This window comes from Streptomyces sp. MUSC 14 (assembly GCF_001866675.1).
Classification (GTDB): domain Bacteria; phylum Actinomycetota; class Actinomycetes; order Streptomycetales; family Streptomycetaceae; genus Streptomyces.
In genome coordinates, this window is the sequence record NZ_MLYN01000012.1 from 22877 (window position 1) to 48898 (window position 26022).

The 26022-nt window shown below is 69.4% G+C and carries 25 protein-coding genes; 19 read left to right on the top strand and 6 right to left on the bottom strand.

Annotation, left to right across the window (positions count from 1 at the left end):
* Positions 1-13: 13 nt before the first annotated feature.
* Together BIV25_RS06000 and BIV25_RS06005 are read right to left on the bottom strand one after the other, a co-directional pair.
* On the bottom strand, positions 14-571 hold the full coding sequence (locus BIV25_RS06000; protein ID WP_071371097.1) for a GNAT family N-acetyltransferase: 558 nt from the start codon (positions 569-571) through the stop codon (positions 14-16).
* Positions 571-1881, bottom strand: a complete 1311-nt coding sequence (locus BIV25_RS06005) for a hypothetical protein (RefSeq protein ID WP_256255612.1) — start codon at positions 1879-1881, stop codon at positions 571-573. Before BIV25_RS06005 ends, BIV25_RS06000 begins: the two co-directional genes overlap by 1 nt.
* A 174-nt stretch (positions 1882-2055) precedes the next feature.
* Here BIV25_RS06005 and BIV25_RS06010 point away from each other — a divergent pair, with 174 nt between their 5' ends.
* The 19 genes from BIV25_RS06010 (at position 2056) to BIV25_RS06100 (ending at position 19020) form a co-directional block, all read left to right on the top strand.
* Positions 2056-2589 carry a hypothetical protein gene (locus BIV25_RS06010; protein WP_071371119.1) on the top strand — a complete coding sequence of 178 codons (534 nt, stop codon included), beginning with the start codon at positions 2056-2058 and terminating at the stop codon, positions 2587-2589.
* 4 nt (positions 2590-2593) lie between these two features.
* Positions 2594-3160 carry an ATP-binding protein gene (locus BIV25_RS06015; protein ID WP_107485948.1) on the top strand — a complete coding sequence of 189 codons (567 nt, stop codon included), beginning with the start codon at positions 2594-2596 and terminating at the stop codon, positions 3158-3160.
* 230 nt (positions 3161-3390) lie between these two features.
* On the top strand, positions 3391-3603 hold the full coding sequence (locus BIV25_RS50260) for a hypothetical protein (protein WP_143076585.1): 213 nt from the start codon (positions 3391-3393) through the stop codon (positions 3601-3603).
* 353 nt (positions 3604-3956) lie between these two features.
* Positions 3957-5177: a phosphotransferase gene (locus tag BIV25_RS06025; protein ID WP_071371100.1), complete on the top strand. Its 1221-nt coding sequence runs from the start codon at positions 3957-3959 to the stop codon at positions 5175-5177.
* Positions 5174-6100: a lactate dehydrogenase gene (locus BIV25_RS06030; protein WP_079176445.1), complete on the top strand. Its 927-nt coding sequence runs from the start codon at positions 5174-5176 to the stop codon at positions 6098-6100. Before BIV25_RS06025 ends, BIV25_RS06030 begins: the two co-directional genes overlap by 4 nt.
* On the top strand, positions 6097-7233 hold the full coding sequence (locus BIV25_RS06035) for a hypothetical protein (protein ID WP_071371101.1): 1137 nt from the start codon (positions 6097-6099) through the stop codon (positions 7231-7233). The genes BIV25_RS06030 and BIV25_RS06035 overlap by 4 nt, the downstream gene beginning before the upstream one ends.
* A gap of 451 nt (positions 7234-7684) precedes the next feature.
* On the top strand, positions 7685-8179 hold the full coding sequence (locus BIV25_RS06040) for an ATP-binding protein (protein WP_079176446.1): 495 nt from the start codon (positions 7685-7687) through the stop codon (positions 8177-8179).
* A 273-nt stretch (positions 8180-8452) separates the two neighbouring features.
* Positions 8453-8998 carry a hypothetical protein gene (locus tag BIV25_RS06045; RefSeq protein WP_256255613.1) on the top strand — a complete coding sequence of 182 codons (546 nt, stop codon included), beginning with the start codon at positions 8453-8455 and terminating at the stop codon, positions 8996-8998.
* Positions 8999-9291: 293 nt separating this feature from the next.
* A complete protein-coding gene (locus tag BIV25_RS06050) occupies positions 9292-9843 on the top strand; it encodes a hypothetical protein (protein WP_256255614.1) in 552 nt (183 codons plus the stop codon).
* 224 nt (positions 9844-10067) lie between these two features.
* Positions 10068-10622, top strand: coding sequence for an SAF domain-containing protein (locus tag BIV25_RS06055; RefSeq protein ID WP_256255615.1), 555 nt, complete (start codon positions 10068-10070; stop codon positions 10620-10622).
* 41 nt (positions 10623-10663) lie between these two features.
* Entirely contained in the window at positions 10664-11476 is an 813-nt protein-coding gene (locus BIV25_RS06060; protein WP_256255616.1) for a hypothetical protein, read from the top strand.
* The gene (locus tag BIV25_RS06065) at positions 11473-12822 is read left to right on the top strand and encodes a CpaF family protein (protein ID WP_071371103.1); all 1350 of its coding nucleotides are present in this window, start codon (positions 11473-11475) and stop codon (positions 12820-12822) included. The genes BIV25_RS06060 and BIV25_RS06065 overlap by 4 nt, the downstream gene beginning before the upstream one ends.
* Positions 12822-13739 (top strand): type II secretion system F family protein, encoded by a 918-nt coding sequence (locus BIV25_RS06070; RefSeq protein ID WP_071371104.1) that lies wholly within the window; start codon positions 12822-12824, stop codon positions 13737-13739. Before BIV25_RS06065 ends, BIV25_RS06070 begins: the two co-directional genes overlap by 1 nt.
* Entirely contained in the window at positions 13736-14635 is a 900-nt protein-coding gene (locus BIV25_RS06075; RefSeq protein ID WP_079176449.1) for a type II secretion system F family protein, read from the top strand. Before BIV25_RS06070 ends, BIV25_RS06075 begins: the two co-directional genes overlap by 4 nt.
* Positions 14636-14684: 49 nt before the next feature.
* The gene (locus BIV25_RS06080; protein WP_071371105.1) at positions 14685-14882 is read left to right on the top strand and encodes a hypothetical protein; all 198 of its coding nucleotides are present in this window, start codon (positions 14685-14687) and stop codon (positions 14880-14882) included.
* Between the two features lie 3 nt (positions 14883-14885).
* Complete coding sequence (locus BIV25_RS06085; RefSeq protein WP_071371106.1) at positions 14886-15302, top strand: TadE/TadG family type IV pilus assembly protein; 417 nt, start codon at positions 14886-14888, stop codon at positions 15300-15302.
* A 50-nt stretch (positions 15303-15352) separates the two neighbouring features.
* Positions 15353-15733 (top strand): TadE/TadG family type IV pilus assembly protein, encoded by a 381-nt coding sequence (locus tag BIV25_RS06090; protein WP_071371107.1) that lies wholly within the window; start codon positions 15353-15355, stop codon positions 15731-15733.
* Entirely contained in the window at positions 15730-16179 is a 450-nt protein-coding gene (locus BIV25_RS06095; protein WP_371272994.1) for a Tad domain-containing protein, read from the top strand. The genes BIV25_RS06090 and BIV25_RS06095 overlap by 4 nt, the downstream gene beginning before the upstream one ends.
* Positions 16180-16224: 45 nt before the next feature.
* On the top strand, positions 16225-19020 hold the full coding sequence (locus tag BIV25_RS06100) for a BTAD domain-containing putative transcriptional regulator (protein WP_071371108.1): 2796 nt from the start codon (positions 16225-16227) through the stop codon (positions 19018-19020).
* Between the two features lie 274 nt (positions 19021-19294).
* On the opposite strand, the gene BIV25_RS06105 is transcribed toward BIV25_RS06100, so the two are convergent.
* From BIV25_RS06105 to BIV25_RS06120, 4 genes are all read right to left on the bottom strand, one after another.
* Positions 19295-19627: a hypothetical protein gene (locus BIV25_RS06105; RefSeq protein ID WP_071371109.1), complete on the bottom strand. Its 333-nt coding sequence runs from the start codon at positions 19625-19627 to the stop codon at positions 19295-19297.
* A gap of 14 nt (positions 19628-19641) precedes the next feature.
* Positions 19642-23574, bottom strand: coding sequence for a polymorphic toxin-type HINT domain-containing protein (locus BIV25_RS06110; RefSeq protein WP_371272995.1), 3933 nt, complete (start codon positions 23572-23574; stop codon positions 19642-19644).
* 162 nt (positions 23575-23736) lie between these two features.
* A complete protein-coding gene (locus BIV25_RS06115; protein WP_071371111.1) occupies positions 23737-25293 on the bottom strand; it encodes a S1 family peptidase in 1557 nt (518 codons plus the stop codon).
* Between the two features lie 56 nt (positions 25294-25349).
* Positions 25350-25874, bottom strand: a complete 525-nt coding sequence (locus BIV25_RS06120; protein ID WP_256255617.1) for a hypothetical protein — start codon at positions 25872-25874, stop codon at positions 25350-25352.
* Between the last annotated feature and the right edge of the window lie 148 nt (positions 25875-26022).

Consider the following 26022-nt stretch of genomic DNA (forward strand, 5'->3'; position numbering starts at 1 on the left):
AGCACAAGGTCGGCTAGCCTGCCGACAACTCCCTCACCATGCAGTCGTACAGCGGGGCGTCCTCCCACGGGTGGGAAGTGCCGATCTTCTGGTACCCCCATGCGAGGTAGGCGGCGCGGGCCGGGTCTGCCTCCGTCTCCGGTCGTACAGTGAGGGTGACCCGCTCAGCGTCGACGCTGTCGAGGAGATGGGCGTGCAGGCTGGCTGCGACACCACGGCGACGCCACGCCTTTCGTACGGCGAGTTCGATGATGACGAAGGATCGGTGGCCGTCCTCCCGCATGTACGCGTCTGGCAGGGTGACGTCCTGGAGGTTGTGCCACCATCGGGTCTCCGGGGCGAGGAAGTATCCGTATGTGAAGCCGACGACCTCCTCTTTGTCTCGGGCGATGATCAGCCGCATGCCCGGGCGGCGGGTGTGGACCTGGTAGTGGTCGATGAACTCGGCGATGTCGCGCGGGCCCTCCAGGTAGGGCGGCTCGGCGTAGATTTCCTCGTACGCCGGGAGGAACGTGTCGAGTTGGGCGACCGCGGCCTGGCCCTCGTACCGGTCGAACCTCACATCGGCCATCAGGCGGCCCCTCGTTCGTGGACGTATTCTCGGAGTTCTTGAGTGGCGTCCCTCGCGCTGACGGCATTCCGTTGATCGAGCAGGTCGACCACCTCGTTCAGCCGTCGCATGACGCGCTCGGATTCGACTTCTTCCAGGTGCCCCAGGCTCTCTACGGCATGGGCAGCGCCCTCATCGACATTGCCGGCGGTGACCAGGCTGCGGGCCAGAGTGAGCCGGTAAAGGGCGCGATTGCGGCCGTACGTGCGGTCGTGGTGATCGAGCGCAGCACGGAGGAACTGTGCGGCGCGGTCGTGATGACCGCTGTCGTTGTAGAACAGGCCTTGCGCGTAGTCCAGCTCGGCCGCGCCGTGGAACGCTGCCCATTCGGGGCTGGGACGGCCTCGTCCTTCGCGGTCCGCGAATCGCATGGACTCTGCCAGGCTGCGCCGTGCGGAGGAGGAATCGCCCATGAGTGAGAGTGCCCGTGCCTCGCGGGAGGCGAGCAGAGATTGCAGGACGGGCGCCCCGAAGCGGACAGCGCGCTCCTTGGCGGCACGGGCGAGGTCGTAGCCATCCCGAGGGCGTCCCTCGTAACTGGCCTGCATGCTCAAGGAGGCCAGGACGAGGATTTCCAGGGAGGAGTCTCGCAGCATGGTCGCGGTGGTCAGTGCCTCGCCCCAGTAGCGGCGGGCATCCTCCTGTTCGTCCGCGTCGTAGTGAAGCCAAGCGCAATGTTCAGCGGTCTCGCCGGCCAGGAGCTGGAGTTGCCGACCGATCGTGTCTGGGTACTTGCTGGTGTTGATGACGCGTCGAATCCGCTTCAGGTGACGGACGGCCAGTGAGCGGAGGTCTCCGCCTCCGTAGGCGTTGTCCAGGTGGTACAGGGAGCGCAGGCCTTCCCGTAGCTCGATCAGGTGGGCGGTGCCGATGGCGCCTCGTCTCCCGGATGGTGGGAGCTGGGCTGCAGGGGTCGGGAGCCCCGCAGCCGTCGCTACGCCGATTGTGTCGGCGAGGAACACCCGTCGATCCACGCTGGTGCCTTCCTGTGCGAGGAGTGGTGCGCTCTCCACGGTGACACCGGCGGGGCGGTTGAGAAAGCCCAACTCGATCGGGTCCACGCCCAGCATCGCGTGGATGACGCGCCAGGCGCGAGCGCGTGGTGTGGGTGGGGGGACCTCCCGCCACCAGCGCCGGACATGCCGTGTGGTCACAGTGGTCGGCTCGCCGAGTAGGTCTGCTGTGTCCTCGAATCGGCGGATGAACTTGCTGGGAGCATCCAAGCCCTGGGCTGCGCAGGCCTGTTCAAACAGTGTCATCTCGTCGACCACGCCGTACCTCCGCTGATCCACCCGTCTACCGACCGTAACGGCTACAGCGGGCGTGGAATGTCCCCTCGCTTGGAATGTCCGCCGAAATGTCCCCCCTAACGTCCCCAGCCCCTTGGCGAATGGGAGTTTCCTCCTATTGGAAGCGCAAGGACGGAGGGAGATGCGACCGTGAAGATGCAAGAGCGCCAGGGCGAGCACGTCACGACGGGCGCGGAGCGGTCTTTGGCCATCGAGCATTGGCTGCTGATGGCCGCCGAGGACTGGGGCCGAGCACGTCGGGAGTGGCGGACCGAGGGCGTGGCTCTGCTGCGTTGCGGCGGTCTCTTCGGCGTCGTGCGGATCAGCGCAGAAGTCGTACGCACGGCAGCCGGAGCTGAGGACGTCACCGCCGTGGACCACTTCCTGGCCCAGGCCTTGCTCGGCGGCCCGGTATTCCTAGACCAGGAACTCCTGCGGTACTACGCCTTGGTGGGAGCCAGTACAGGGTGTCGTCAGGAGTGGGCACGGGCGCGAGATGACGTCGAGTTCATGGGCGTAGGCCACTACCTGGGCGTGCCGGCTCTGGATGCCACCACCCCGAAGGCGCGTCGCTACTGGTGTGTGGAGATGGGCAGCGCTGGTGAACTCGCCCCGGGGGATGCCGTGGCCCGGCTCGTGCGCGTCGGTCGCTCTAAGATCGCGCGAGGGGACAGGCAGCTCGGTGGGTAGCGCGATGCTCCGACGCAGTCACCCCAGTGCCGGGCGCCGTGGGGTGACGGAGGAGGGCGAGCATCAGGTAACTGCTGCGTTGCCTCGTGTCCCGGAATCGGTGTCCGATGCGCGCCGCCTGGTGCGCCACACCATGGCGGACTGGCGGCTTTCGGACCTGGCGGACGTTGCCGAGCTTGTGGTGTCCGAGCTGAGTTCGAATGCCGTTGAGCACGCCAGGCTCGACACGTTCCGGGTGACGGTGCAGCGTGGCACTGGTGACCGTGTACGCGTGGCCGTGACGGACAAGAGCACCGTCCTGCCCGTGGTGCGCCCGCTGGACGACAAGGCCGACGGCGGCCGGGGCCTGGCTCTGGTCGACGCTGTCTCCTGCCAGTGGGGCACAGACCGACTGGGCTGGGGCAAGCGCGTGTGGGCAGACCTGGAGCCGCCCGCGCCCGGCGCCCCGACCTCACCTGGCAGCGTCCCCACATACGCCACGGTCAGGGCGTACGCACTGTACGTGCAGATGCTGATAGTGATCGCGCTCGGCGGCCTGATCGCTCTGGCCGTCGTTTTCGACACGCGGTGAGTGCGGACTGGGTCATTGGCGCGTGCTGGCGCTGCGACGACACCGACGTGCCAGTCGTGTGGGTCGGCCCCGCCACATCGTGCGGTCAGCATGCTCCGGTCCACCTGTGCGAGGACTGCCTGATCGCGCTCGAACGGCGCATCCTTACTCACTTCCTGGAACACCAGCCTGGGCCACCGCTAGCCGCCACCATTGCCCCCGCCCCCACTGTCCCGCTTGTGAGGACCGCCATGGCAAAACGCCCCACCGACCGGCCGCCCGCACAGCTCGTGTCCATCGAGCTGGGGCTGTTCGGCCTGCGCGCGCAGGCCGACGGCCGCACCGGCCGCGAGGCTTTGCGCATCATCCGTGAACGCCACCCCCGCGTGGCACTGGCAGCCGTGGGAACGTCCGCGCTGATGTTCGCCATTCTCGTCGTGGTTGCGGCGTGCTTGGTTGCCTGACCCACCCAGACACCTGTCTCCGGCCGGTCGTGGCGGCACGCCTGCCTCCCCACCGCCCGACCGCCGCACCCATCGCAGCCTCGCGACCGGGACAGGCAACACATCCCGGCTGTCCCTTCCCAGGGCAGCGATGGCAGCACGGGACGAGGCGGGCCCCGTCATGACCTGTCCGGGCCCATCTTCCCCCAGGCTGTAAACGACAGCCACGTGCTGGCTCCATGCCCGCTCCCGGCGGCGCTCTGCCCGGGACGACCCACCAACCCCTCCCTCCTCGTAACCCCGTCGGGGAGGGAGGCCCGCTCTCCGACGGGAGCGCGGGCCCGAACGGATAGACGCAACCATAGGAGGCGTCCGTGACCATCAACACCGTTGCCGGTTCGTCCCATCGCCTGGCGCAGCCCAGCGTTGCGGATGTCTTCGTGCACGAGGCCGCGAGGATCCACCGGGCCGCCGCCGAGATATGGCCCGGTAAGCCGGTCCGTCTGGAGCGGCACATCCCCGGCGTTACTGGTTACGTGCATCGCGCCCGTGTCGGCGAGCGCACGCTGTACGCGAAGACGTCGCTGCTCGGCGTCTCCTTGGTGTCGCTGCTGCGCGGTGTGTGCGGTCCCTGGCACGAAGTGCTGCGAGCGCAGCAAGCGTACGTGGAGCGGCCGGACGGGCTGCTCCAGCGCGAGGCCGCACAGTTGCGGCTGCTGTCCGAGCTGGGCGGTCCGAGGGTTTGTCCGCTGGCCGGGCTGAGCAGTGGCGTGATCTTCACGGAGCGAGTGCTTGGCCCGACGTTGGGGGAGCTGCTTGTGGAACGGCCGAGTGACACCGTCGTCCTGCTGGACTGTACCTTTGCCGAGCTGCGACCGCTGCACCGAGCGGGTGCTGCCCGCCAACTGGCGACCTCCGGCGTGATCGAGGACCGCAGCATCGCCGGCACGTTCCTCCGCAAGTTCAACGGCTTGTCCGGGACGCTCTACGTGGACCAGCTCGGTTCGGAGCGATGCGAGGCGGAGCAGCGACAGGAGGTTTTGAGGCTGGTACATCGCGCCGTGAGTCGTCTGCGGCGGCTGCGCATGAGCCTGCCTTCAGCGAATGGCACGTCCCTTGCCTACGGGGACCTCAAGCCCGATCACGTGGTGTTCCCCGATGGCGCCGATGGGCGCCCCGTGTTTCTGGACCCGGGGCTGCTGTGCGCGAGCCGCATGGTGGACATCGCGAAGCTGGTCAGCCGTACGGAGCTGGCCCTCGCCGCCTGGCGGCCGGGAGCACCGGTCGCGGGCCGAGTGCTTCAGGGTCTGGGCGCCTTCGTGGAATCTCAGGTCCCGATGTTGTCCGGAAGGGAACGGCACCTCTGGCTGCGGAACCTGCTGGTGCTGTGGCTGATGGACACGGTGAACATCCTGACCACGTACCTGTCCGCGCCCTTGGCGCTTCCTCTGCCTCCCGTCGGAGCGACGCTGGTCGATCGCGCTGTGCCGGTCTTCTCGATGGTGGAATCGGTAAGCGCCTCCTTGGAGGCCGGAGCGGCAGTACACGACACATGGGACCACGCCTTGAACGCTGCCTTGGTGGTGGCATCATGACACCACAGGGCGCGTGCGTCGGCATGGTCGGCGCAGGGGCGGTCGGCCAAGCCGTCGGCACGGCGCTGATGTCCGCCGGACTGTGCGGGCGGCTCCTCATCGTCTCCCGGACGGTCGAGCAGGCTGCCGCGCTGGTGGCCGACCTGGACGACATGAGGACCGCCATTGGTTCGCCTGTCGTCACCTACGCTGTCGAGGTGCCCCGGCTGTGGGACTGCGACGCGGTGGTGATCGCCGCACGGGCCCAGTTCACCAACACCCGCAGCAGCGAGGTCCGCATGGGCGGTGCCCAGGTGAACACGCCTGTGGTCGCCAGGCTGGCGCGCAAGCTGAGCCACTACCCGGGCACGGTCCTGATGGTCACCAACCCGGTGGATCTGATGACGCGGTTGTTCGCCGAGCAGTCCGGATGTCCTCGCGTCTTCGGGATCGGCTCCAACCTCGACACAGCCCGCTACCGGCACACCCTCGCCCGGCTCATGGCCGTGCCGGTGGGTGCCGTCCGCGGCCATGTCATCGGCGAGCACGGCGACAACGCCGTGGTGTGTGCCTCCTCCACCACGGTCCATGGCAGGCCCATCGCAGTGCCGATTGAGCGGATCCGGGAGGAAATCACGCTGCGGCCGGGCCGGATCAGCGCCGGTATCGGCCGTACCCGGTCGGGGCCCGCCGGTGCTGTGGTGTCCGCGCTGCGCCTGACCCTCGGTCTCGATGACGGGCTGACCGAGCTGTCGACGCTATACCGGGGCGGCTGCCTCGGTGTGCCGCTCCGGTTCTCCGCTGGCCTGGCGCGGCCATGCATGCCGTCACTGGACGGGGCCGAGCAGCGGCAGCTGCTCCTCGCCCGCGACAAACTCCACACTGCCTATCAGGCCGTGTGCGAGGTCCTTTCCCATCCTTCTTCGTCAGTGAGGAACCCATGACCAGTTACGCCACCCGTCTGCAGGCCGCCGAAGCGGCTGTGACTGTCCTGTCCGCCGACAAGGACGTTACTGACTGGTCGACCCGCTACTTCGGGCCGTGGTGGAATGCGGCCGACGTGAAGTCTGAGAGTGTCTGCCTGGGGCCGCTGGTCATTGCTGTGGTGGACGAAGATGCTTACGGGGTGACATCTCTGGCGGTGACGCGGTCCCCGCATACGAGCACCACCTACGCCAAGGCTCAGACCCTGGTGGCCTGCGACGATGCCTCGGGTGTCATCAGTGCTGTATCCCCGGGGGAGTTGCTGGGCTACCGGTCCGAGCCCGCTTCGGGGAAGCTGACGGTCTACGGCTGCGACACCGAGACGGTGGCTACGGCCACCGCCCGTCTGGCCCGGGAAGTGGTACGGGGCGTGCTGCTGCGGGCCGGCTGGTCCGTGCTGCATGCCTCGGCGGTTGTCCGGGACGGCCGTGTGGCGCTGACGTTCGGCAAGAAGGGAGCCGGCAAGACCACCACCGCGGTGGCGCTCGCGGCACGGCACGGGTGGAGGCTGCTGGCCAACGACCGCGTGTTCGTCCGTCCCAACGACCGGGACGCAGTGGACGTCCTTGCGTGGCCGTCGGCCGCCGCCATCGGCCTGGGCCTGCTCGACGCCCTCGGCTGGTTTGAGACCGTGCGGGAACGGCTGCACGGCGGCGAGACCCTTCATCCCACACAGGATCCGCGTGTGACGCAAGCGCTCCTTGCGGGTTCCCGGACGCCACTGTGGGAGAACGGCAAAGAGCTCAAGGTTCAGATCTTCCCGGATCAGTTCGGCCGCTGGTTCAGTGTTCCGCTGGCGACCGGCGGCGAGGCGGCGGCTCTCCTCTTCCCACATGTCCTGGCAGGAGGGGTTCCCGCCGAGAAGGGCGCGGCACGGGGCCTTGACGAAAGCGACTTCATGAACGGGGCGACCGAAGACCGCTACCCCGACATCTTCGACCTGACCCGTGTCGACGGTGGAGGCAGTGAGGAGTCCCGGCGCGAGGTCGCACACCGGCTGGCTGCGCTGCCGCACCACACCATGGTCCTCGGGCACGACGTCACCGCCAACGCGGACTTCCTGGCCAAGCTCCTCGACCTGCAGACCTTCTGAACCCACCCCGCACTCACCACGCTGCCCCGGCCACGCACAAAGGCCGGGGCAGCGCTGTTCAAGGCCACCCGGCACCAAGAAACAGACTCTCCTGCCCATGCCGTGGACGGAACATTCTGCCCGGGCTTATTCATGAATTACGGGTAGTAAGCCGGAGGACTTGCGGGCTTTCCGGGCCCTCGGAATTGGGGCGTGGTCAAAATTCTCGAAAGACCTGGTCAGAGGGGCCTTCCGCTCTTCGGAAGCCCACGGTGTGGTGGTCGCGACACAGACGCGATCACCGGGAGGTTCTTGCCGTGGCGCCGATTCTATTCACCGCTGTGCTGCTACTGCCGTTTGTGACGGCGGCCGGCTCGTTCGCAGTGCGAGAGGCACGCAACTGCGCACGCCCGGGACGTGGCCGTCACCGCCGCGTCGTGCACGGGCGTCACGCCGCCTGGGGAGAACCGCGATGAACGCATACGACGCGTTGGGCGCCCCCGTGTATGTTCTGTTGCGCTGGACGAGCTGCACCCCCGACGCCGCGGCCCAGGCACGCGCCACTCTGCGGTGTGCCCTCGATGAGCTCGGCTACGGCGGCGAGGTGATCAGCAATGCGGTGTTGGCCGTCTCGGAGTTCGTCACCAACGCCACCACACATGCGGTCGGACCGTACGAGATGCGTTTACGCCGTACCTCGGCAGGGATCATCTGCGAAGTCGAGGACCATGACCCGCGCATCCCAGAGGTTCCCGCATTCCCTGCCGCGGCGCCGTACACCCCTGTGGAGGAGAACCGTGGGGGCGGCTTGCAAGCGCTGTGCATGTTGTTGTCCGAGCATGGGCGGGGCCTGCACATCGTTCATGAACTCACCGGCGGCGACTGGGGTTTCAGGGGGCAGAGGAGGGTGAAGACGGCGTGGTTCGCGGTCCCGCGCGCTTCCGGTGACCGGGGCAAAACTTCGTAGTGCTTCGCCCTCGGTCAAGGATTGGGGCGGGACGGCTTATCGGCCTTGCGGATGAGCCTTTGAAAGTGGTGCTCGTCGCTCATTCGAGCGACGAGCACCACTTTTTGGTGAGGAAGCCGGTTAGCAAAGTGAAGCGTTCCGTAGGTAACGGGTCGAAACGGGAGTGGAATTCACCCTCCGGTCATGGTTGGTCGGAGCGACACGGGGTATCTCCAGTCGCATCTGATCACCGACGGTTCTTATCCGAGTACAGAAGGCGACGAAAGGTGGGGGATGTCGAGGACGCAGCGGAAGGTAAGGGTGCTTCTGGCGAAGGCGGTTGCTGTGGTCATGGGGCTGCTACTGGCTGGCTGTGCGCACAGCTCGTCAGACGCCCGACCGTTACCCCAGGGAGTATCTGACGCGTCGGAGTCTCGGACGCCAGATGCCGAGCACGCGGATGCAGTCGCCGCGTACAGGGCCATGTGGCATGACCTGACGGTGGCATCGAGAACCTCGGATGCTTCTTCTCCGTTGCTTGATGACCATGCGAGCGGAGGCGCGCTGGAGCTTCTGAAGTACGGGCTCTCGAAGTCCAAGAAGGATCGGGTGGTCAGTAAGGGGGCACCCCGGGTGGATCCCGAAGTGGTGTCAGCCACCGACCAGAAGGTTGTGCTCGTCGACTGTGTGGATGACCGGAACTGGCTGCAGTACAAGCTGAGCGGTGAGTTGAAGAACGACGTCCCCGGCGGGCACTACAGGACTGACGCCACTGTCCGGCGCAACAATGGGCTCTGGAAGGTTACGGACCTCTATATGCACGAGGCCGGATCGTGTTGATCCGTGGCCGCGTGACTGCAGGGAGTGCGGCTGCCGGTGCCTTGGCCCTTCTCGCGGTTGCCTCTTTCGCCCCTGCTCAAGCTGACGGAAACGGCTTGCACTTCGCTGGAGTTGCGTGTGGCTCGGGAGCCTGTGATGTGGAGGCGAGGAGCGTCACGAGGAGCCCGGGCAGCTCGGGGAAGAGCGAGCCGGCCCCCCGTGGAGGACCGGCGAGGCCCGGCGGCGGTGGAGGAGGGCCGACAGGGCCGCCGACGATCGCGTCGACCGGTTGGGAGTATGACCTCGGCGGTGGCATGGGAATCCTGCCGCGCTTCGACCCCGCGAAGCAGAAGGACCCGAAGCCGGGCGGCGCCGCGCGACAGGTGCCCGTAGAGGTGGTCGCTCAGCAGGCGGTGAGGCGGCTGAAGTTGCCGACCCCGGTGATCCATACGAGTCCGGCCGAGGACTTCGTGCAGGTGGTTCACGTGCCCACGTGGATGTGGGTGGAGCACTCCACGTGGGGGCCGGTGTCGGCGTCGGCCGCGGTGGAGGGCGTGGAGGTGACGGCGACGGCCCGGCCGCGGCAGGCGGTGTGGTCGATGGGCGAGGGCGGCCAGGTGGTGTGCCGGGGACCGGGCACTCCGTACTCGGACGTCTACAGCCCCAAGGATTCGTCACCGGACTGCGGTTACACCTACCAGCGGGCTTCGCTTTCCGTGCCGGGCCGGGCGTACACGGTGTCGGTGCAGGTCACCTGGGATGTCGAGTGGCATGGGGGTGGGCAGGCCGGGGTGGTTCCGGGGCTGGCGATGACCGCTGAGCGGCAGCTGGTGGTGGACGAAGTGCAGACCGTTGTCACGCGCTGACGGTTCGACGTGAGCGCGCGGCCTGTCCCTGGCGGGACGGGCCGGTGGACGTTGGAATTCTCTTGATCGCGAGGTGAGTTGTGGGTGCCCCCATGTCTTCTCCGGCCCTGAGCGGTGGTGGAACGCGAGTGCCGGGCGCGCGCCGGTCCGGGCCTGAGCAGCCGCCGACGGTAACGGGCATCCGGCGTCGCAGGCTGGGCTGGGTGTGGGCCGGGACTGGGGCGGTGGTGGTCTCGGCGGTCGGCTTCACACTGGTCGCGCAGGCGATGGGGGAGCGGCAGCAGGTTCTCGTGCTGGCCCGTGATGTGCCGGCCGGGCGGGTGCTGAAGTCCGGCGATCTGCGCGCGGTGGAGGTCGCGGCGGACACGGGCGTGGTGCGTGTCGCGGATCGGGGCAGGGTGTTGGGGCGGCGGGTGAAGGTGCCGCTGGTCGCGGGGGCGTTGCTGGCTCCTGGTCAGGTGGGCACGAGTGCTGTCTTTCCGCCGAGGGGGTTCTCGGAGGTAGCGCTTGCCGTGGAGCCAGGCGGTGCGCCGCCCGATCTTGCTCGTGGAGAGCGTGTCGCAGTTCTTCCCGGCCCGGCCGGTGCGGGAGCGGTGGGTGATGAGGAGACGGCGCCTTCGGCGGTGGCGGGGACGGTGACGGGCGTGCGGGAGCCGGAGTCGGTGGGTGGGCCGCGGGTGGTGACGGTGCTGGTGGAGACCGGGGCGGCCCGGCGGGCGGCGCAGCTTGAGCACCCGCGTGTTGTGGGGCTGCCTGCAGAGGGGCGTGAGGCACCGTGAGGCGGCTCGTCGTTCTCGGGTCGGTCACGGGCGCACCGGGCGTGACGACAACGGCGCTGGCGCTTACAGCCGTGTGGCCGCAGGAGGCGGATGGCGGGGTGCGGCCGGTGATGGTGGAGGCGGACTCCTCCGGCGGCGACCTCATGATCCGCTTCGGTCTGCCGTCGGCTCCCTCGCTGCTGGATGTCGCGGCGGCGGCCGGGCAGCCGTATCCGGGTTCCTTGCTGGGGGCGGCGAGCGAACTTCCTTTCGGTGTCCGGGTGGTGGTCGCGGTGCCTGGCCGTGGACCGTGCCGGGAGGCCGTTCGGCTGCTGGCCGGTGAGGCCGGTCGGCGTGTGCTGCTCGGGGACGCCCATGACTGGGGCACGGTGGTACTGGACGCCGGTCGCCTGGGTGAACACATCGAGCCGCTGCTGGCGGCAGCTGACCGAGTCGTGCTGGTCACGCGGGGCGGGGCGGAGCCGCTGACCCACGTGTCCGCCTGCGGCCTGCACGCTGACGCGTGTGCCGGGCGGCTGACGCTTGTCGTGGTCGGGCCGTGCCCGTACCCGGCTGAGGAGATCGCGAACACGCTCGGGATCGAACGGGTCGTCTTCCTGCCCTGGGACGCCAAGGGTGTGGCTGCGATGAACAACCCCAAGCAGAGCGCGCTGCGCGTGACCGGGTTTAGGCCGTCACCGCTGATGACCGCCGCACACGTGCTGGCACGTCAGCTGACCGAACCCATGGACAACGTGACCAGGACCAGGGTCCCGGACGGCGACAGCCTGACCGAGAACCGCCCGCCGCAACTGGCAAGGCGCGGCGGGGCGGCTCTGGTTCAGGGGCCGGGCGCCGAGGAGGGCGGATCGTGAACGAGTTGCTGATGCCACCGGGTGTGATGCCCGCTGGTGATGAGCGGGAGCTGGCGTACGTCGTGCGGCAGCGTGTGTCGGCTCGGCTGGCGGTATACGCCGGTGAGCGGGAGTCGGCGGGTTTGCCGCCGGAGGACGAGACAGCGCGGCTGGCCACCGTGGGGCTCCTGCTGGCCGAGGAACTGGGGGAGCAGCGGCGTCAGGCGCTGGCCCGGGGCGGACCGGTGATCGATGCCGCGGTGGAGGAGCGGATCGCACAGGCGGTCAGGGACGAGCTGTTCGGCACCGGCCGCCTGGAGCGATTGCTGGCCGATGAGGCGGTCGAGAACATCTGCGTCAACGGCTGCGATGTGGTGTGGGTCAAGGACGCGGCAGGCGTATGGCGCCGTGAAGCGCCGGTGGCCGCCTCGGATGAGGAACTGGTGGAACTGGTCCGCACCCTCGCGTCCCGTACGGGCGGGGAGGAGCGCCGCTTCGACCGGGGCATGCCCCGTCTGAACCTGCAACTGCCCGACGGGTCCCGGATGTTCGCGGTGATGGCGGTGACGGGCCGGGTGTCGCTGACGATCCGCCGCCACCGTTTCCCCGCTGCCTCAATGGCGGAGCTGGTACGCCTGGGCGTGTGCGACGAACGGCTCGCGATGTTCCTGCGGGCGCTGGTGCGGGCGCGCAAGAACATCGTGATCGGCGGCGGCACCAACGTCGGCAAGACCACGGTGCTGCGGGCCTTCGCCCACGAGATCCCGCCCGCAGAGCGGCTGGTGACGATCGAGGACACCTTCGAACTCGGTCTGGACGCCGACCCGGTGGCGCACCCGAACGTGGTGGCCATGCAGGCACGGGAGCCGAACATCGAGGGACAGGGCGGCATCGACCAGGCGGAGCTGGTGCGGTGGGGACTGCGGATGTCCCCGGACCGGGTCATCGTCGGGGAGATCCGCGGGGCCGAGGTCATCCCGATGTGCAACGCCATGAGCCAGGGCAACGACGGCTCGCTGTCCACCATCCACGCCTCCACCTCGCGCGGGGTGTTCACCAAACTCGCCTCCTACGCCGCACAGGCTCCCGAACGCCTCACGCTGGAGGCGACGAACCTGATGGTGGCCTCCGCGGTCCACTTCGTCGTCCACCTGGGCTGGGATCTCGCGGGCCGGCGGGTCATCGATTCGGTGCGCGAGGTCATCGACGCGGACGGGACGCAGATCGTCTCCAATGAGGTCTACCGCCCTGGCCCTGAGGGGCGTGCCGTGCCCGCCACTCCCTTGCGCGCCGAGACTCTCAATGACCTCGCCGTGGCTGGGCTGGATGCCCGGGACGCCGCGTTGCAGTGGTGGGGTGCCGTGTGATGAGCAGCCTGTTGGGCCCCGCTGCGTGGACGGGAGCCGCGGTGGCGTGCGGGACGGTGTTCGGGCTTGGCCTGGTGGCCATCGGCTACGGCGCGGTACGGCGGGCCGTCCGCGAGGAGCAGCACAGGCTGTGGCGTGCGCTGGCGGCGCGGCTTCCCGCGGACTGGACCACGCGGCGCGTGGTGGCCTCCGTGACGGCCGGGGCGGTCACGGGGGTGTTGACGACATGGCCGGTGGCGGCGGTGCTGACCACGGTCGCCGTCCTCACTCTTCCCGGACTGCTCGGCCCGGACCGGCACGCGGCACGGCGCACAGAGCGGATGGAGGCGCTGGCCACCTGGACGGAGATGCTCCGCGACACCCTCTCCGCCGCCGCAGGTCTGGAGCAGGCCGTGCTGGCGACCGCGGACATCGCCCCGGCCGCGCTGGAGCGCGAGATGCAGGAACTGGCCGCCGCCATCCGCTCCGGGCATCCCTTGTCTACCGCCCTGCGGGCGTTCGCCGAGGACGTCGATGACCCGCTGGCCGATGTGGTCGTGGCCGCCCTCGTGATGGCGGCGGAACAGCAGGCCAGCCACCTCGCGCCGCTGCTGGGCGAACTGGCCGAGTCGGTGCGCGAGCAGGTGGCCATGCGGCAGCGCATCGACGCCGGCCGGGCGAGTGTACGCACCGGGGTGCGGGTCACAGTGCTCGTCACCCTCGGCATGGTGGTGGGGCTGGTGGTCTTCAACCGCCCCTATCTCGACCCCTTCAACACCCTGACCGGCCAGATGGTGCTCGCGATGGTCGGCGCGCTGTTCACCGCGAGCTTCGCCTACCTGACCGCGATCGGACGCATCGAGGAACCCGTCCGCCTCATCAGCCCGACCGCATCCAGTGCCGCCCTGGCAGGGAGCGAACCGGGAGGCGCCCGGTGATCGTCATGCTGCTCGGCGCCCTGTTCGGCACCGGGGCGACCGCCCTCGTCTACGGCCTGCGCCCACCCCGGCCCACACTCGCCGATGTCCTCACCGCCCTCAACACTCCCGCACCGCAGGCGGATTCACGAGTGCGGGAGACGAACGACGCGGAGTGGGCAACCCGGCTGGGCCGACGCGCCGTACCGCTGGTGCGGGCCCTCGGCTTCCCCACCGACTCGCTGCGCGCGGACCTGGCCGTGTGCGGCACGGATGAGGAACGGCACCTGGCGGGCAAGGCGGTCTGCGCCGCCGCCGGACTGGTCGCCCCGTGGGCCGCCCTGCTCCTGCTGCGCCTCGGGGCCGGCACCGACACGGGCTGGTGGGTGCCGCTGGCCGGCTCACTCACCCTGGCCGTCGTACTGTTCTTCATCCCCGACCTGTCGGTACGCCAGCAGGCCGCACGACGGCGTCGCGAGATGCGCCACACTCTCAGTCTCGTCCTGGACCTGACCGTAATCGCGCTCGCCGGCGGCGCAGGAATCCAGCAGGCCCTAGCCCAGGCCGTGGCCGCACCCCAGGGGTGGGCGGCGGCGAGACTGCGCCACGCCCTGCACGTCGCCCAGCTCACCCGCACCAGCCCCTGGTCCCACCTGGGCGATCTGGGGCGGCACCTGGCCGTGACGGATCTGACCGAGCTGGCCTCGACGCTGAACCTCGCCGGAAGCGAAGGCGCCAAGATCCGCGGCTCGCTCGGGGCGAAGGCACGGGCGATGCGCCGGCGGAGGATCTCCGAGGCCGACGGGGCCGCCCAGGCGGCCACCGAGCGGATGTCCCTGCCGGTGGTCGGACTGTTCGCCGCATTCCTGCTGCTGATCGGCTACCCGGCCCTCGCCCACGTCATGTCGATCACCTGACGCACCCACCCCTCCCACACCAGCACGAAACCGACAGAAAGAGCACGGCGTGTTCCACCTCGACACCCTGGCCCGCCTCGTCCGCGCACACCTGGCCGAAATCCGCGAACAGACCCACTCGGACGCGGGCTACACCACCGAGACCATCATCGTCACCGCTCTGCTGGCGATCCTGGGCCTGACCGTGGTGGGCATCATCGTCGCCAAGGTCACCGCCAAGGCGAACGGCATCGACCTGGGCGGCTAGAACATGTCGACCACGATGCCTCGCTGGCTACGCGGTGACCGTGGGGCGGCCGGCACCCAACTGGTGCTCGTAGTCCCGGCGCTGCTGCTGATCGCGCTGCTGACGGTGCAGTTCGCGCTGGTCTGGCACGCACGGCACATCGCCCAGTACGCCGCCCAGCGGGCCCTGGCCGCCGCCCGAACTGAACACGGCACCGCGGCGGACGGCCGGGCACAGGCACGACGAAGCCTTGCCGCGCTCGGCAGCCGGGTCCTGACCGCACCGTCCGTGACCGCCGACCGCACCGCCACCCAGACCACCGTGCACGTGAAGGGCACAGTGATCCGCGTCCTCCCCGTCCCAGGGCTCCTCCTGCACGCCTCCGCAACCGCCTCCGGCCCCACCGAGAGGATCACCACCCCCACCGGAGGCCAGCCGTGACCGGGACCCTGCGCAGCACACAAGACGACAGACAACGGGGTTCGGCGGCAGTGGAGCTGGTGCTCGTCACACCACTGCTCATCCTCGTACTCCTGGTCGTGGTGGCCTTCGGGCTGCTCACCGACGCCCGCCTGGTCGTGACCGACGCCGCTCACCAGGCTGCCCGAGCCGCCTCTCTGGCCCGCACCGACAAGGACGCCCATGCCCAGGCCGAGCGGGCGGCCGACGCGGCACTGCGCGAGGCGGGAGCGTCCTGCACACGCCCGACGGTCCGCCTCACCACCGGCAAACTCGCACCGGGCGCCACGGTGACGGCCCGAGTCTCGTGTGTCGCCGACCTGGGCACCCTCACCCACACCGGTCTGCCCGGCCACGTGACGCTGACCGACACCGCCTTCTCCGCCGTCGACACCTTCAGGAGCGCTCCGTGAAACGACGCGAGCGCGAACAGCCGATGCAGCTCTTCGTCAGGCTGGCGGCTGGGGACGACCGAGGGCAGGTCACGGTGTTCGTGATCGGCATCTTCGCCGCGCTGTGGCTGTTCGCCGGGATCGTGGTCGACGGCGGCCTCGCCCTGGCCGGCAAGGCCCAGGCCTTGGACACGGCGCAGGAAGCCGCCCGCACCGGCGCCCAGCAACTGGACATCGGCTGGCTCCGGCGCGGCGAAGAGGTCCGCCTCGTAGGCGACAAGGCCACAGCGGCCGCCCGCGCCTATGCCGCTTCCACCGGAGACAGCGCCACCGCCTCCGCCGAGGGCGACGCCGTCACCGTCCACGTCACCCACCACCAGCACACCCAGATCCTGCAACTGATCGGCCTGCGCACCCTCACCGTGCACGCCACAGCCACCGCACACGCCGAACCCACCAACCCCTGAGAACCCTTCAACCACCCCTTTCCGGCCAACGAGAGCGAACCGGCGATGACACACCCACCGCAGCTGCGCCAGCGCCTGACCGCGGCTGCCACCGCCGGCGGGACCCTCGCCGTCACGCTCGCCCTGCTCGCCGGAATGCCCTACGTCCTGTGGAGAGCCACAGGCCTGCCCTGGCCCGAACACGTCACTTCCTTCAGCGAGTTCGGGCAACGGCTGGCGCAGCCGGTCAGCGACCCCCTGATGATCGAGCTGCTGGCCGTGGTCGGCTGGGTGTGCTGGGCCGCCTTCGCCTGCACCGTGGTCCGCGAGACCATCTGGTACACCACTCACCTCCCGCAACTGCTGCGCGACCGTCACGTGCACCACGAACATGTCGCAGCCCTGTCTGTGAAGGGCTCGCTGGCCGCGCTGTGCATCGGCACCCTCGTTGTCGCCCTGATCGGCCTGTGCCGCCCCCAGACAGCCAGTGCCCAGCAGCCGTCCCTGGGCGAGGCCCGGCCGTACACCGCCGCGACAGCTCCTCTCACTCCCGCCCCGGTCCAGCAGCCCGTGCCTGTGTCCCGAGCCGGGCCAGCCCCGGCGCCGACCACGACCGCCCCGCCGGCTCCAGCGCGCTTCGCGGCGACCGGAGGGACCGTGCCGGCCCGACATTTCGAGTACACGGTCATCGAGGGCGACACTCTGTGGGACATCGCACGTACACACCTGGGCGACGCGCTCAAGTGGCCGCGCATCTACGCGCTGAACAAGGACCGCGTCCAGCATGGCGGAGCCCGACTGACCGATCCGGACTTGGTCCTGCCCGGGTGGCGACTGACCATCCCCGTCAACCGGACTGCCACCGCACCGCCGACGCCCGCTCCTGCTCCGGCACATCCGGTGCCGGACACCACACCCATGAAGCCCACCGAGACCACGCCATCGCCGCCAACTCCAAGCCAAAGCAAGGAGATAGATCGAAGGGAGGGCGGCGAACACGCTCCCACCGAAGTCGGCCGGCATGACAGGGCCACGACCCGGAAGATGGCTCCACCATCCGGCCCGGCCGCGGTCAGCCTTGGGGAGGCGGGCCTGATCGGCATCACCGCGGCGGCCGGTCTGCTGGCTGCACGCCGCTACTGGTACTGGCACCAACACCGCCGGCGCGACGCCGACCGGGAAACGGAAGTACCCACCCTGAGCCCGCTGGTGGACAAGGCTGCACAGGCTGCCCACGCGGCCATCCGGCCCCGCCGTCCAGGAGCCGATAACGGCCTCCTGGCCCCCCGGCGTCCTGTTCCTCAGCAGCCCCGCACGAGCGGCACGGTTACCATCGGTGTCCGAGAAGGCGCAGAGGTCTGCCTCGATGAGCTTGCCGTGCCCGGAGGTTGTGCCTGGACCGGCCCTGGCGCTGACGGCGCCGCACGCGCCCTGCTGGTCGGCATCCTCACTGCTGCCGAACGACAGCGCCCTGCGTCTTCGCGCATCACGGCGGTCGTTCCCCACGACCTGGGTGAGCATCTACTGTCGACACTGCCCTCCCAGTTCACCGCCCTGGCCCAGAGCGCCGACCTCGCGGAGGCGGTCTGCTCCGCAGAACAGCACCTGATCACCCACGCCCGCGCACACGACGAGCAGCGCACCGCGCCTTCGACAACCGGGCAAGCGAGCCCTGACTGCCCTTCGGAAACCGGGCCCGGCACTCTGCTCCTGCTCGCCGCGCCGGACGCCGCCCACACTGGACAACTGCAAGCCCTGGCCGCCCGCAGCAGACCCGGAACACTGATCGTCCTCACTCTGGGAACCCCACTGCCCGGCACGGCCGCCTGGCACATCGCCGCCGACGGCACCACCACCGCTGTCGGCGCAACCGGTCCACATCCCGCGCCGCTCAAACTGTTCCACCTCACCCCCGACGCCGCACGCGACGTGACCGAGGTCCTCCTCACTGCCCACGGCCGGCGCCCGCGACTGCATGCTCTTCCTGCGCCCGGCCCTGACACAGACAGCGAGCATCCTGAACCAGCAGCAGAACCCCCGCCGCAGAACCCACGGCCCCGCCCGCCCGCAGCCGAGACATCACGACCAGCACAGACCAGGCCCGTGCGTCTGCACGTCCTCGGTCCCATCACCCTCTACGCCCGCGGCCAACACGACCCCGTCGGCACGAATCTCCGCGGTGAAGTCCACGAATTCCTCGCACTCTTGGCCGCACATCCCGCCGGACTCCTCGCCTCCGACATCGCCGACAAACTCCACCTTGCACCCGGCAGCGACCAGAACGCACTGAAGAACCTTCGCCGCGCAGTGAGACGCGCACTGCGCGCCGCGACCGGAACCACCTCCCAGGAATTCATCGTGCTCCAAGGAGAACTCCACAAACTCCACCCGGAACTCGTAGACACAGACCTCGCGGATTTCAGCCGCGCCCTGAAAGAAGCATTCTCCGCCTCAGACGAGCAAAACCTGAGCGATGCCCTGGACGCTGTGAGCGCCGCCCTGGACCATTACCGAGGCCCCTTCGCCCAGGGCGGGGACTACCTCTGGGCCGACACAGTCCGCGAACACCTCGCCATGAGAGCCACCGACGCGGTCGTCCGCCTGGCCCGCCAGGCCGAGCACGTTGAGTCCTCACCACGCGAGCGGGACGCCGTCCTGACACTGCTGGAACACCTGGGCACCATCCACCCCGACCACGAACGCCTCGCCCAGCACGCCATCCGCCTGTACCAGGCCTGCGGGCGCAACGACGCGGCCCGGCATACCTACACCCGCCTGGCCAGACACCTCAGCGACCTCGGCCTCGAACCCGAGCCGGCCACCCAAGCCCTCATCACACCCCGGACCCGCCAGACACGATGATCAGTCCGCCGTGGCCAGCTCCACCGACGACACCACGTCGGCCTGGGTCGGCGCCTCGGAGGCGCGGCGCATGCGGCCGGGAAAGGTCTTGTGTGTCGCTTCCTCGTTCTTGGTCCGTCTGGGGTAAGTGATCGGTATTGGGATCGCCCTTCTCGGCAAGGCGTCGCCAGACGGCTCAGAGGGCCCGCCGGAGAAAACCCGACGGACCCTCTGGAGGTCAGCTCTGCCTCATCGCTCCGACTCGATTCTGCCGGTACCGAGGAGAATGGTTCCGCTATTCACGCGAATCTCCCGCCTCAAGGAACTGCCGGTAAACGAGGTCGAGGAGAGCCGCGTATGCGTGTTGTGAGCGGGCCACGGCCTGGTCGCCGTCCGATGCCGTTTCACCGAGCCGATCGATTCGCTGCATCAACTCTTCGAGCATCGCCGGTACGTCGACCGGAGCAGGCTTGAAGATGCCGTTCTCCACGAATCGGACCACGGTCGTCACGTACTCGTCGGCTTCCGCCAGATCGCTGTGCGCCAGGATCAGGTCCTTCGTCGATCCCTTCCGGGGGAACGGCAGGTCGAGCCAGAGAGTGTAGGCGTCCGTGAAACCGAGCATCATGTCTTCCCCCGCTTCTAATGGTTCTCGTCGTACCAGAAGGAGACGATTCGTCCATCCGGCCCGATCATCCCGCCCATGCCCCCGTGGGGATCGGTGTACTTCACGCCCCAATTACCGTCCGGGAAGGGCATCCTCTTCTGATTGTAACCCTTCTTGCCTCCCGGCTCGGCCAGTCGCTTCGCCCAGTCCGTCGCATCCTGCAAATACTTGTCGGGCGGGACATTCAATGTCTCACCGTGCTTTTTCCAGTGGTATTGGAAGCTTCTCCCGGGGTTTTGGAAACTTCCCTCGTGCCAGACATCGTCGAGATTCGCCGGGCACCCTGAATTGTGCACCAGCACCGGCGTGCGGCCGGCCAGCACGTAGTAGGTGTGGAGGTCGTCGACGGTGAGGTTGTAGGTGCGGGTCTGCTGGTCGAAGGCGCGGTTGGCCTGGCCGCGGACGGGGGTGCCACCGGTGCTGAGGAGGGTGCTGCCGGGGGTGAGGTCGTGGGCCTTGACCCACTGGTGTGCCGAGGGGCTCCAGAAGGGGTGTTCGTAGGTGGCGGTGAGTTTCCGGGGGCCGTCGGGGGTGGTGATGGTGAGTTCGTCGAAGTGTTTGTCGCCGTCGGTGATGATGAGACGGCTGACCTTGCGGGGCGCGGTGCGGCCGGTGAGTGGGTCGGTGGCCAGAACGGTGTCACCCGCGTGGATGGTTTCGATGTTCTTGGTGTCAGCGTCGGCCATCAGGACTTCGGTGCCGGCCGGGAAGCACTGGGTGCACTCCTTCATGTAGCGGAGGCGGCGCAGGTCCTGAAGCGCTTCCACCCCCTCTTCGAGGAGCTTCCACTTGCTACGGAACGCCTGGTCCTCAGCGACTTGCGTGCAGGCATCGAGGTCGCCCTTGCTGCAGGGATACCAGTTTCCGAGGCCGAAGGCCTTCTCCACGGTCCATAGCTCTTCGGCCGCGACCTCGGCACCGGGGCCCATGGAGGCGAGGCCGCACAGCACCTCGTTGTGCTGGCAGTAGCGGGCCGGGCGTTCCACGGCGTCGCAGCCGAGCATGCCGCAGCGGTAGCGTGCTTCGGCCTGGGCTCCGGTGTCCTTCTCGGCGGCCTTGCGTTCGGCTTCCTTCTTCTCCACGGCCGTCTTGAAGGCGTCCGCGAAGGCCTGGTCGGCGGCCTTGGAGTCCTTACCGGCCGCGATTTCGGAGGCGCGGGCCTGCGCTCCGGCGGTGTAGGCGGCGGTGGCGGATGCCTGGGCCCACTGGGCGGAGCCGGCGGCGTCGACGGCCGAGGTGGCCGCGTCGCTCGCGGCCTGGTCGGCGGAAGCTGCGGCCTTGGCGGCGGTGTGGGCGGAGGCGGCCGCCCGGTCGGCGGAGGCCTGCGCGTCCTTGGCGGACTGGGCCGCTTGGTCGGCGTAGCCCTTGGCCTGCTTGGCGGACGCGTCGGCCTTCTTCGCCCAGTCGGCCGCCTGGTCCTCGGCCCGCGCCGCGGTGGCGGCGGCCCTGTGGGCGTCGGCGGCGTTCTGCTGGGCGGTGGCCGCGACACCGGCGGCGTCCGCGATCAGCTGGGCGATCTGCGCGATGTGGGTGGCACCGAGGAAGTCCTGGCGCTGGGCCTTGTACTGCCCGACCCGGATGAACTGGTCGAGCAGATCGTCGGGTCCCTCCAGGGCGATACGGGCCGCGGACTTCACGTCCGGGCCGCTGCCGCTGTTCTTGGGGTCGGCGAGCTGGGCGGCGCGGACGCGTTCGTCCTGGGTACGCGCCTGGTACTGGCCGCTGGTGAGGAACTGCCGGAATTTCTGCGGGTCGTCGGAGTCCAGTGCGGCCCGGCCGGTCTGCCGCACCACCGGTCCGCCGGCGTCGATGATCTGGGCGATGTTCACCCGGAAGTCCTGCGCCCCGGCCTCGTACTGCCCGGTGGCGAGGAACGCCGAGACCTGCTCGTCGCTGCCCTTGAGCGCGTCCTCGGCCGCGCTGCGCACCGAGGCCAGGGAGCTCTCCTGGGCCAGGGTCTGCACCCGGTAGCGGTCGTCCTGGTGGACGGCCTGGTCGCGGCGGGTGGTGAGATAGTCGACGACGTCCTGGTCGGTACCGGTCAGGGCGTCCTCGGCGGCGCCCCTGCTCCAGGGTCCGCCGGTCTCCAGCGTCGCCAGTGCGACCTTGCGGCCGGCCGGGGCGAGGGTCTTGGGGTCGGCTCCGGGCTGCGCGGCCTGCACCGCCAGGCTCTTGGCCTGGTCGTCGGTGTCCTTGACCTGCTGGGCGGCTGCCGCGTCCGCGGCTGCCCGCTGGTCCTGCCTGGCCTTGAGGTCCTTGGCCTGGGCGATACCGGCGTTGGTGCGCTCGGTCAGTTCCTCCGTCTCGATCTTGACGGCGGTGTCGTGGGTCTTCTTGGCCTTGGCGACGGCCGTGGTGGCGGCGTCGGCCGCATCCTGGGCTGCCTTGGCGTGGGCAGCGGACTGGGCTGCGGCGGTGGCCGCCTGTCCAGCGTGGGCTGCCGCGTCATCGGCGTCCTTCGCGGCGTTGTCCGCATGCGTGGCCGCCGCGTTGGCCGCATCGCGCGCGTCGTTCGCCGCACCGGCAGACTCCGCGGCCAATGCTGCGGCCGCGTTCGCGGCGCGGTTGGCCTCCTGCGCGTGGCGGTGGGCGGCCGCCGCCTCGGCACCGGCCTCGGACGAGTGGACACCGGCCTGGGTGGCATAGGTGTTGGCTGCATCGGCCGCGTCCGCGGCGGCATCGGCGTTGCTGCCGGCGTCGGCGGCGGCCTTCGCCGCATTGCCGGCATCGGCCGCCGCGTTGCCTGCCTGCGTGGCGGCGTCGGCCGCCAGCCGTGCGCCCTTGGCCGCGGTGCGGGCGTCCTCGGCTGCCTTGCGCGCAGCGGAGGCCTTGCCCGCGTCATTGGCCGCGTCCGCTGCGGCGCTCTGGGCTCGGGATGCGGCCTGCGCGGCGCCCACCGCGGCCGAAGCGGCCTGCTCGGCGGCGCTGGCCGCGAGCCGGGCGGAGTTGTTGGCGGCGGACGCGGCGTCGATCGTCTCCTGCGCGGCCTCCGCGGCCTGCTTGGCCGCCGACGCCGCCCGGCCTGCCGCCGAAGCGGCGTGCAGGGAGTCGTTCTTGGCCGCCTGGGTCTCGGCCGCCGCATTCTGCGCGGCCACCCTGGCCAGCTTCGCCGCCTTCACCGCCCGCGTGGAGGCGTCCTTGGCCGCCTTGGTCTGCGCCGCCGCCTTGGCGCCGGCCTTCGTGGCCTGCGCCGCCAGCTGCGCGACCGTGGCGTGCTCCTGGTCACGGGCACGCGCCACGTACTGGCCGACCTCCAGGAACTCGTGGATGTCCTCGGCCGAGCCGTTCAGCGCGATGCGGCCCGCCGCCACCACGTTGGAGCCGCCCACGCTGATGATCTGCGCGACCTCGACCCGCTCGTCCTGCGCCCGCCGGTCGTACTGACCGGTGGACAGGAACGCCTTGATGTCCCCAGGCGTCCCGTTCAGCGCGGCCTGCCCGGCCTTCTGGACCTCCGGGCCGCCCACGTCGATGATCTGCGCGACCTGAACCCGTTGATCCTGGAACAGCGGGTCCTGCCAACCCTCGTCCAGGAAGTCCTCGAGGTCGTTCTGGGTTCCGTCCAGAGCCTTTCGGGCGGCCTCTTGCAGGTTCAGCCCGCCCACGCTGGCGAGCTGGGCCACGGTGATGCGCTCGTCCTGGAACGTGGCATCGTTCACCGTGTCGAGGAAGTGCCGTACGCCGTCTTCGCCGCCGGTCAGAGCGACTTCCGCGGCGGCACGCACCCCGGGGCCGCCCGACGACCACAGGTCGAGCGCCTGAGAGCGGTCGGCCACCTCGTCGGTGGCAGCACTGCCGCCACCGGTCGGGGTGCCGTCGGCCGTCGCGCGGGAGGCCGAGCTCCCGAGCAGGCCGACTATGAGGGCAAGAGGCAGCAGACACAGACAGAGCATCCGTGTCGCATGCACACCCCTTCTCACCGCGATGCCCGCGGGCTTCTTCGTCTTCAACTGTCTCTCATATCATCCGTGTTCAGCTGGTAGTCACGCTCGGAGACGTCCGGGCAGGCGAGGACCATGGGCCGGCTCGCCGTTTGTCCGGGTGCCGCCCCCAGAGGGCCGCCGGGTGTGTCAGCCGGCGGGTGCGAGCTGGATCTCGTCGTGGAGGCCCTTGGCGTCGACGCCGGTGAAGTAGCTGACGTGGCCGTCGTTCCAGCGGACGAGGATGTCGTTGGCGCTGGTGTCGGCGCTGAAGGCGCCGACAGTGATCGCGGCCGCGTTGGTCCAGTACGACTTCTCGGGCCGGATCCTGATCTCGCCGGGCAGGCCCTTGCCGGTCATGCCGGGGTAGATGGTGGTCTCACCGTCAGTCCAGCGCACCAGCAGGTCGTCGGTGGCCTTGCCGGTGAAAGAGCCGCTGGCGAGTATCTGCGCGTGGGTCCAGGTGGTGTTCTTGGCGACGGTCTGTGTCTGCTTGTTCAGCCCGTTGGCCGCCAGGTCGCTGAAGAGGGAGACGTGGCCGTCCTTCCAGGTGACCAGCAGGTCGTCGCGCAGGCCGTTCGCGGTGAACCGGCCGGCGGTCAGCTGCTGGGCGTCGTCCTGCCATTCGGTGTTGTGGGGCGGGGCGAGCTGCTTCTCGCCGTGGAAGCCCTTGGCGTCGACGGATGTGTAGAGGGTCATCTCGCCGTCGGACCAGCGCACCACCACTCCGTCGGTAACGCTCCCGGTGTTGACGCTGGTCACGTTGACGGCGTGGGTCCAGATGCTCTTCTCGGGCTGCAGTTGGTGTTCCGCGGCGAAGGGGCGGGCGGGGTCGTTGCCGTAGCCGCCCTGGTAGAGGGTGACCTTGCCGTCGTCCCAGACGACGATCAGGTCCATGTGGCGGGTGCCGCCGGCGGAGTCGCCCGCGTAGTAGCCGGCCGTGATCTGCACGGCGTGCTTCCACGGGGCGGCCGCGAAGACGGGGGCGTAGGCGACCTGCTGGACCCAGGAGGCGAGGTCGTCGACCCGGGCGGCAACAGCACCGGTCCGGGTCTCCGCCGGGTCGGTGCCCAGACAACCACCCTGCCAGGACAGGCTGCTGACACCCACGACCGCTCCGGTGGTGCTCAGTACCGGACCTCCGGTGTCGCCCTTGCAGATCGCGGCGCCGTCGGACTTGGCGGCCAGATCGAGGGTGGTGGCGGCGGTGTTCTGGACGGTGAATGCGGCCGCGTGGACGTGGTCGGGCACCCACTCGTCGTGGGTACGCCCGTACCCCGCAGCCTGGACCTCGTCCCCGGCGGCGGGCGCGGCGGCCGCCAACTGGACGGGGGTGATACCGCTGACGGGCTTGGCCAGTTGGGCCATCACCACGTCACGGTCCGTGCGCGGCACCAGGTTCACGACTTGCTGGGCGCTGCCACCGATGGTGGCGGTCGTCTTCAGCTTCGGCGCTCCGGACGTGAGCGTGCCGCCGGGTGTGTCGGTGAAGCAGCTCGCGGCGGTCAGCAGCCACTGCGCGGCGACCAGGGTGGCCGAACAGCCGCGCTGACCACCGGCATCGAGCCGGGCGGTGGCGGCCGAGACCGTGTCAGAGGCTGTCGGGCCGGATACTGCGGTCGCGGGTGCGGCGGTCAGGGCGACGGCCAGCGAGGTGGCGGCGACAAGGCCGCCGGTCCACGCGGTGCGTGGACGAAAGCCGGACATGAAGAATTCCTTGCTGTCGTGCGGGAGAGGAGAGGGCAGGCAGGCGGATGGGCCGGTCAGCCGGTGACCCGCAGTTCCAGCAGCACGGTCGGTGCGCCACCGGCCGCGCCCTCGCCCACGCTCTGGTAGCCGTTCTTGTCCACGGTCACCGTCTTCACCGGCGCCGAGGGATCCGCCTGCGGCCTCAGGTCCGCGCTGATCGGGTGGTCGGCGGTCTCCAGCGCGAACACCCGCGCCAGTTCCAGGGTGAGATACCCCGACTTCGCGCTCGCCTTGAAGCAGTACGCGCCCTGCTGATTGCCGCTCTGCCCTTGCACGGTGAGGACCTTGACCTGCTGGGCGGAGTCGTCGCACGTGGCGAGGGTGATGTGCCCGTCGCCCTTGATCAGCTTGATGCCCTTGTCCCGCTGGATCTGATCCGCGTTCGGATAGGCGTAGTCCTCCACCGCGGACGGCGGCGTGGCCCCGGCAGTTCCCCCTGTCGGCTGCGGGTCGGCGGACGCGAGCATCGGCGTACCTGCCAGCGCCAGCACGGCAGCAACCCCCGCGACGGGGAGCATCCTGCGCATACGAGGAGTCACCCGAATTCCTTTCCAGGCACGGGTGACGGCATGACGAAACGACATCTGCGGCCCCCCATGCACAGATGTAAAGCAAAAATAAGTGGTCGAGCGTGAGAGTAATGCGCTGCCAGAAACGATGGTGTCCCTTGTCGTGGTGTACGGGATC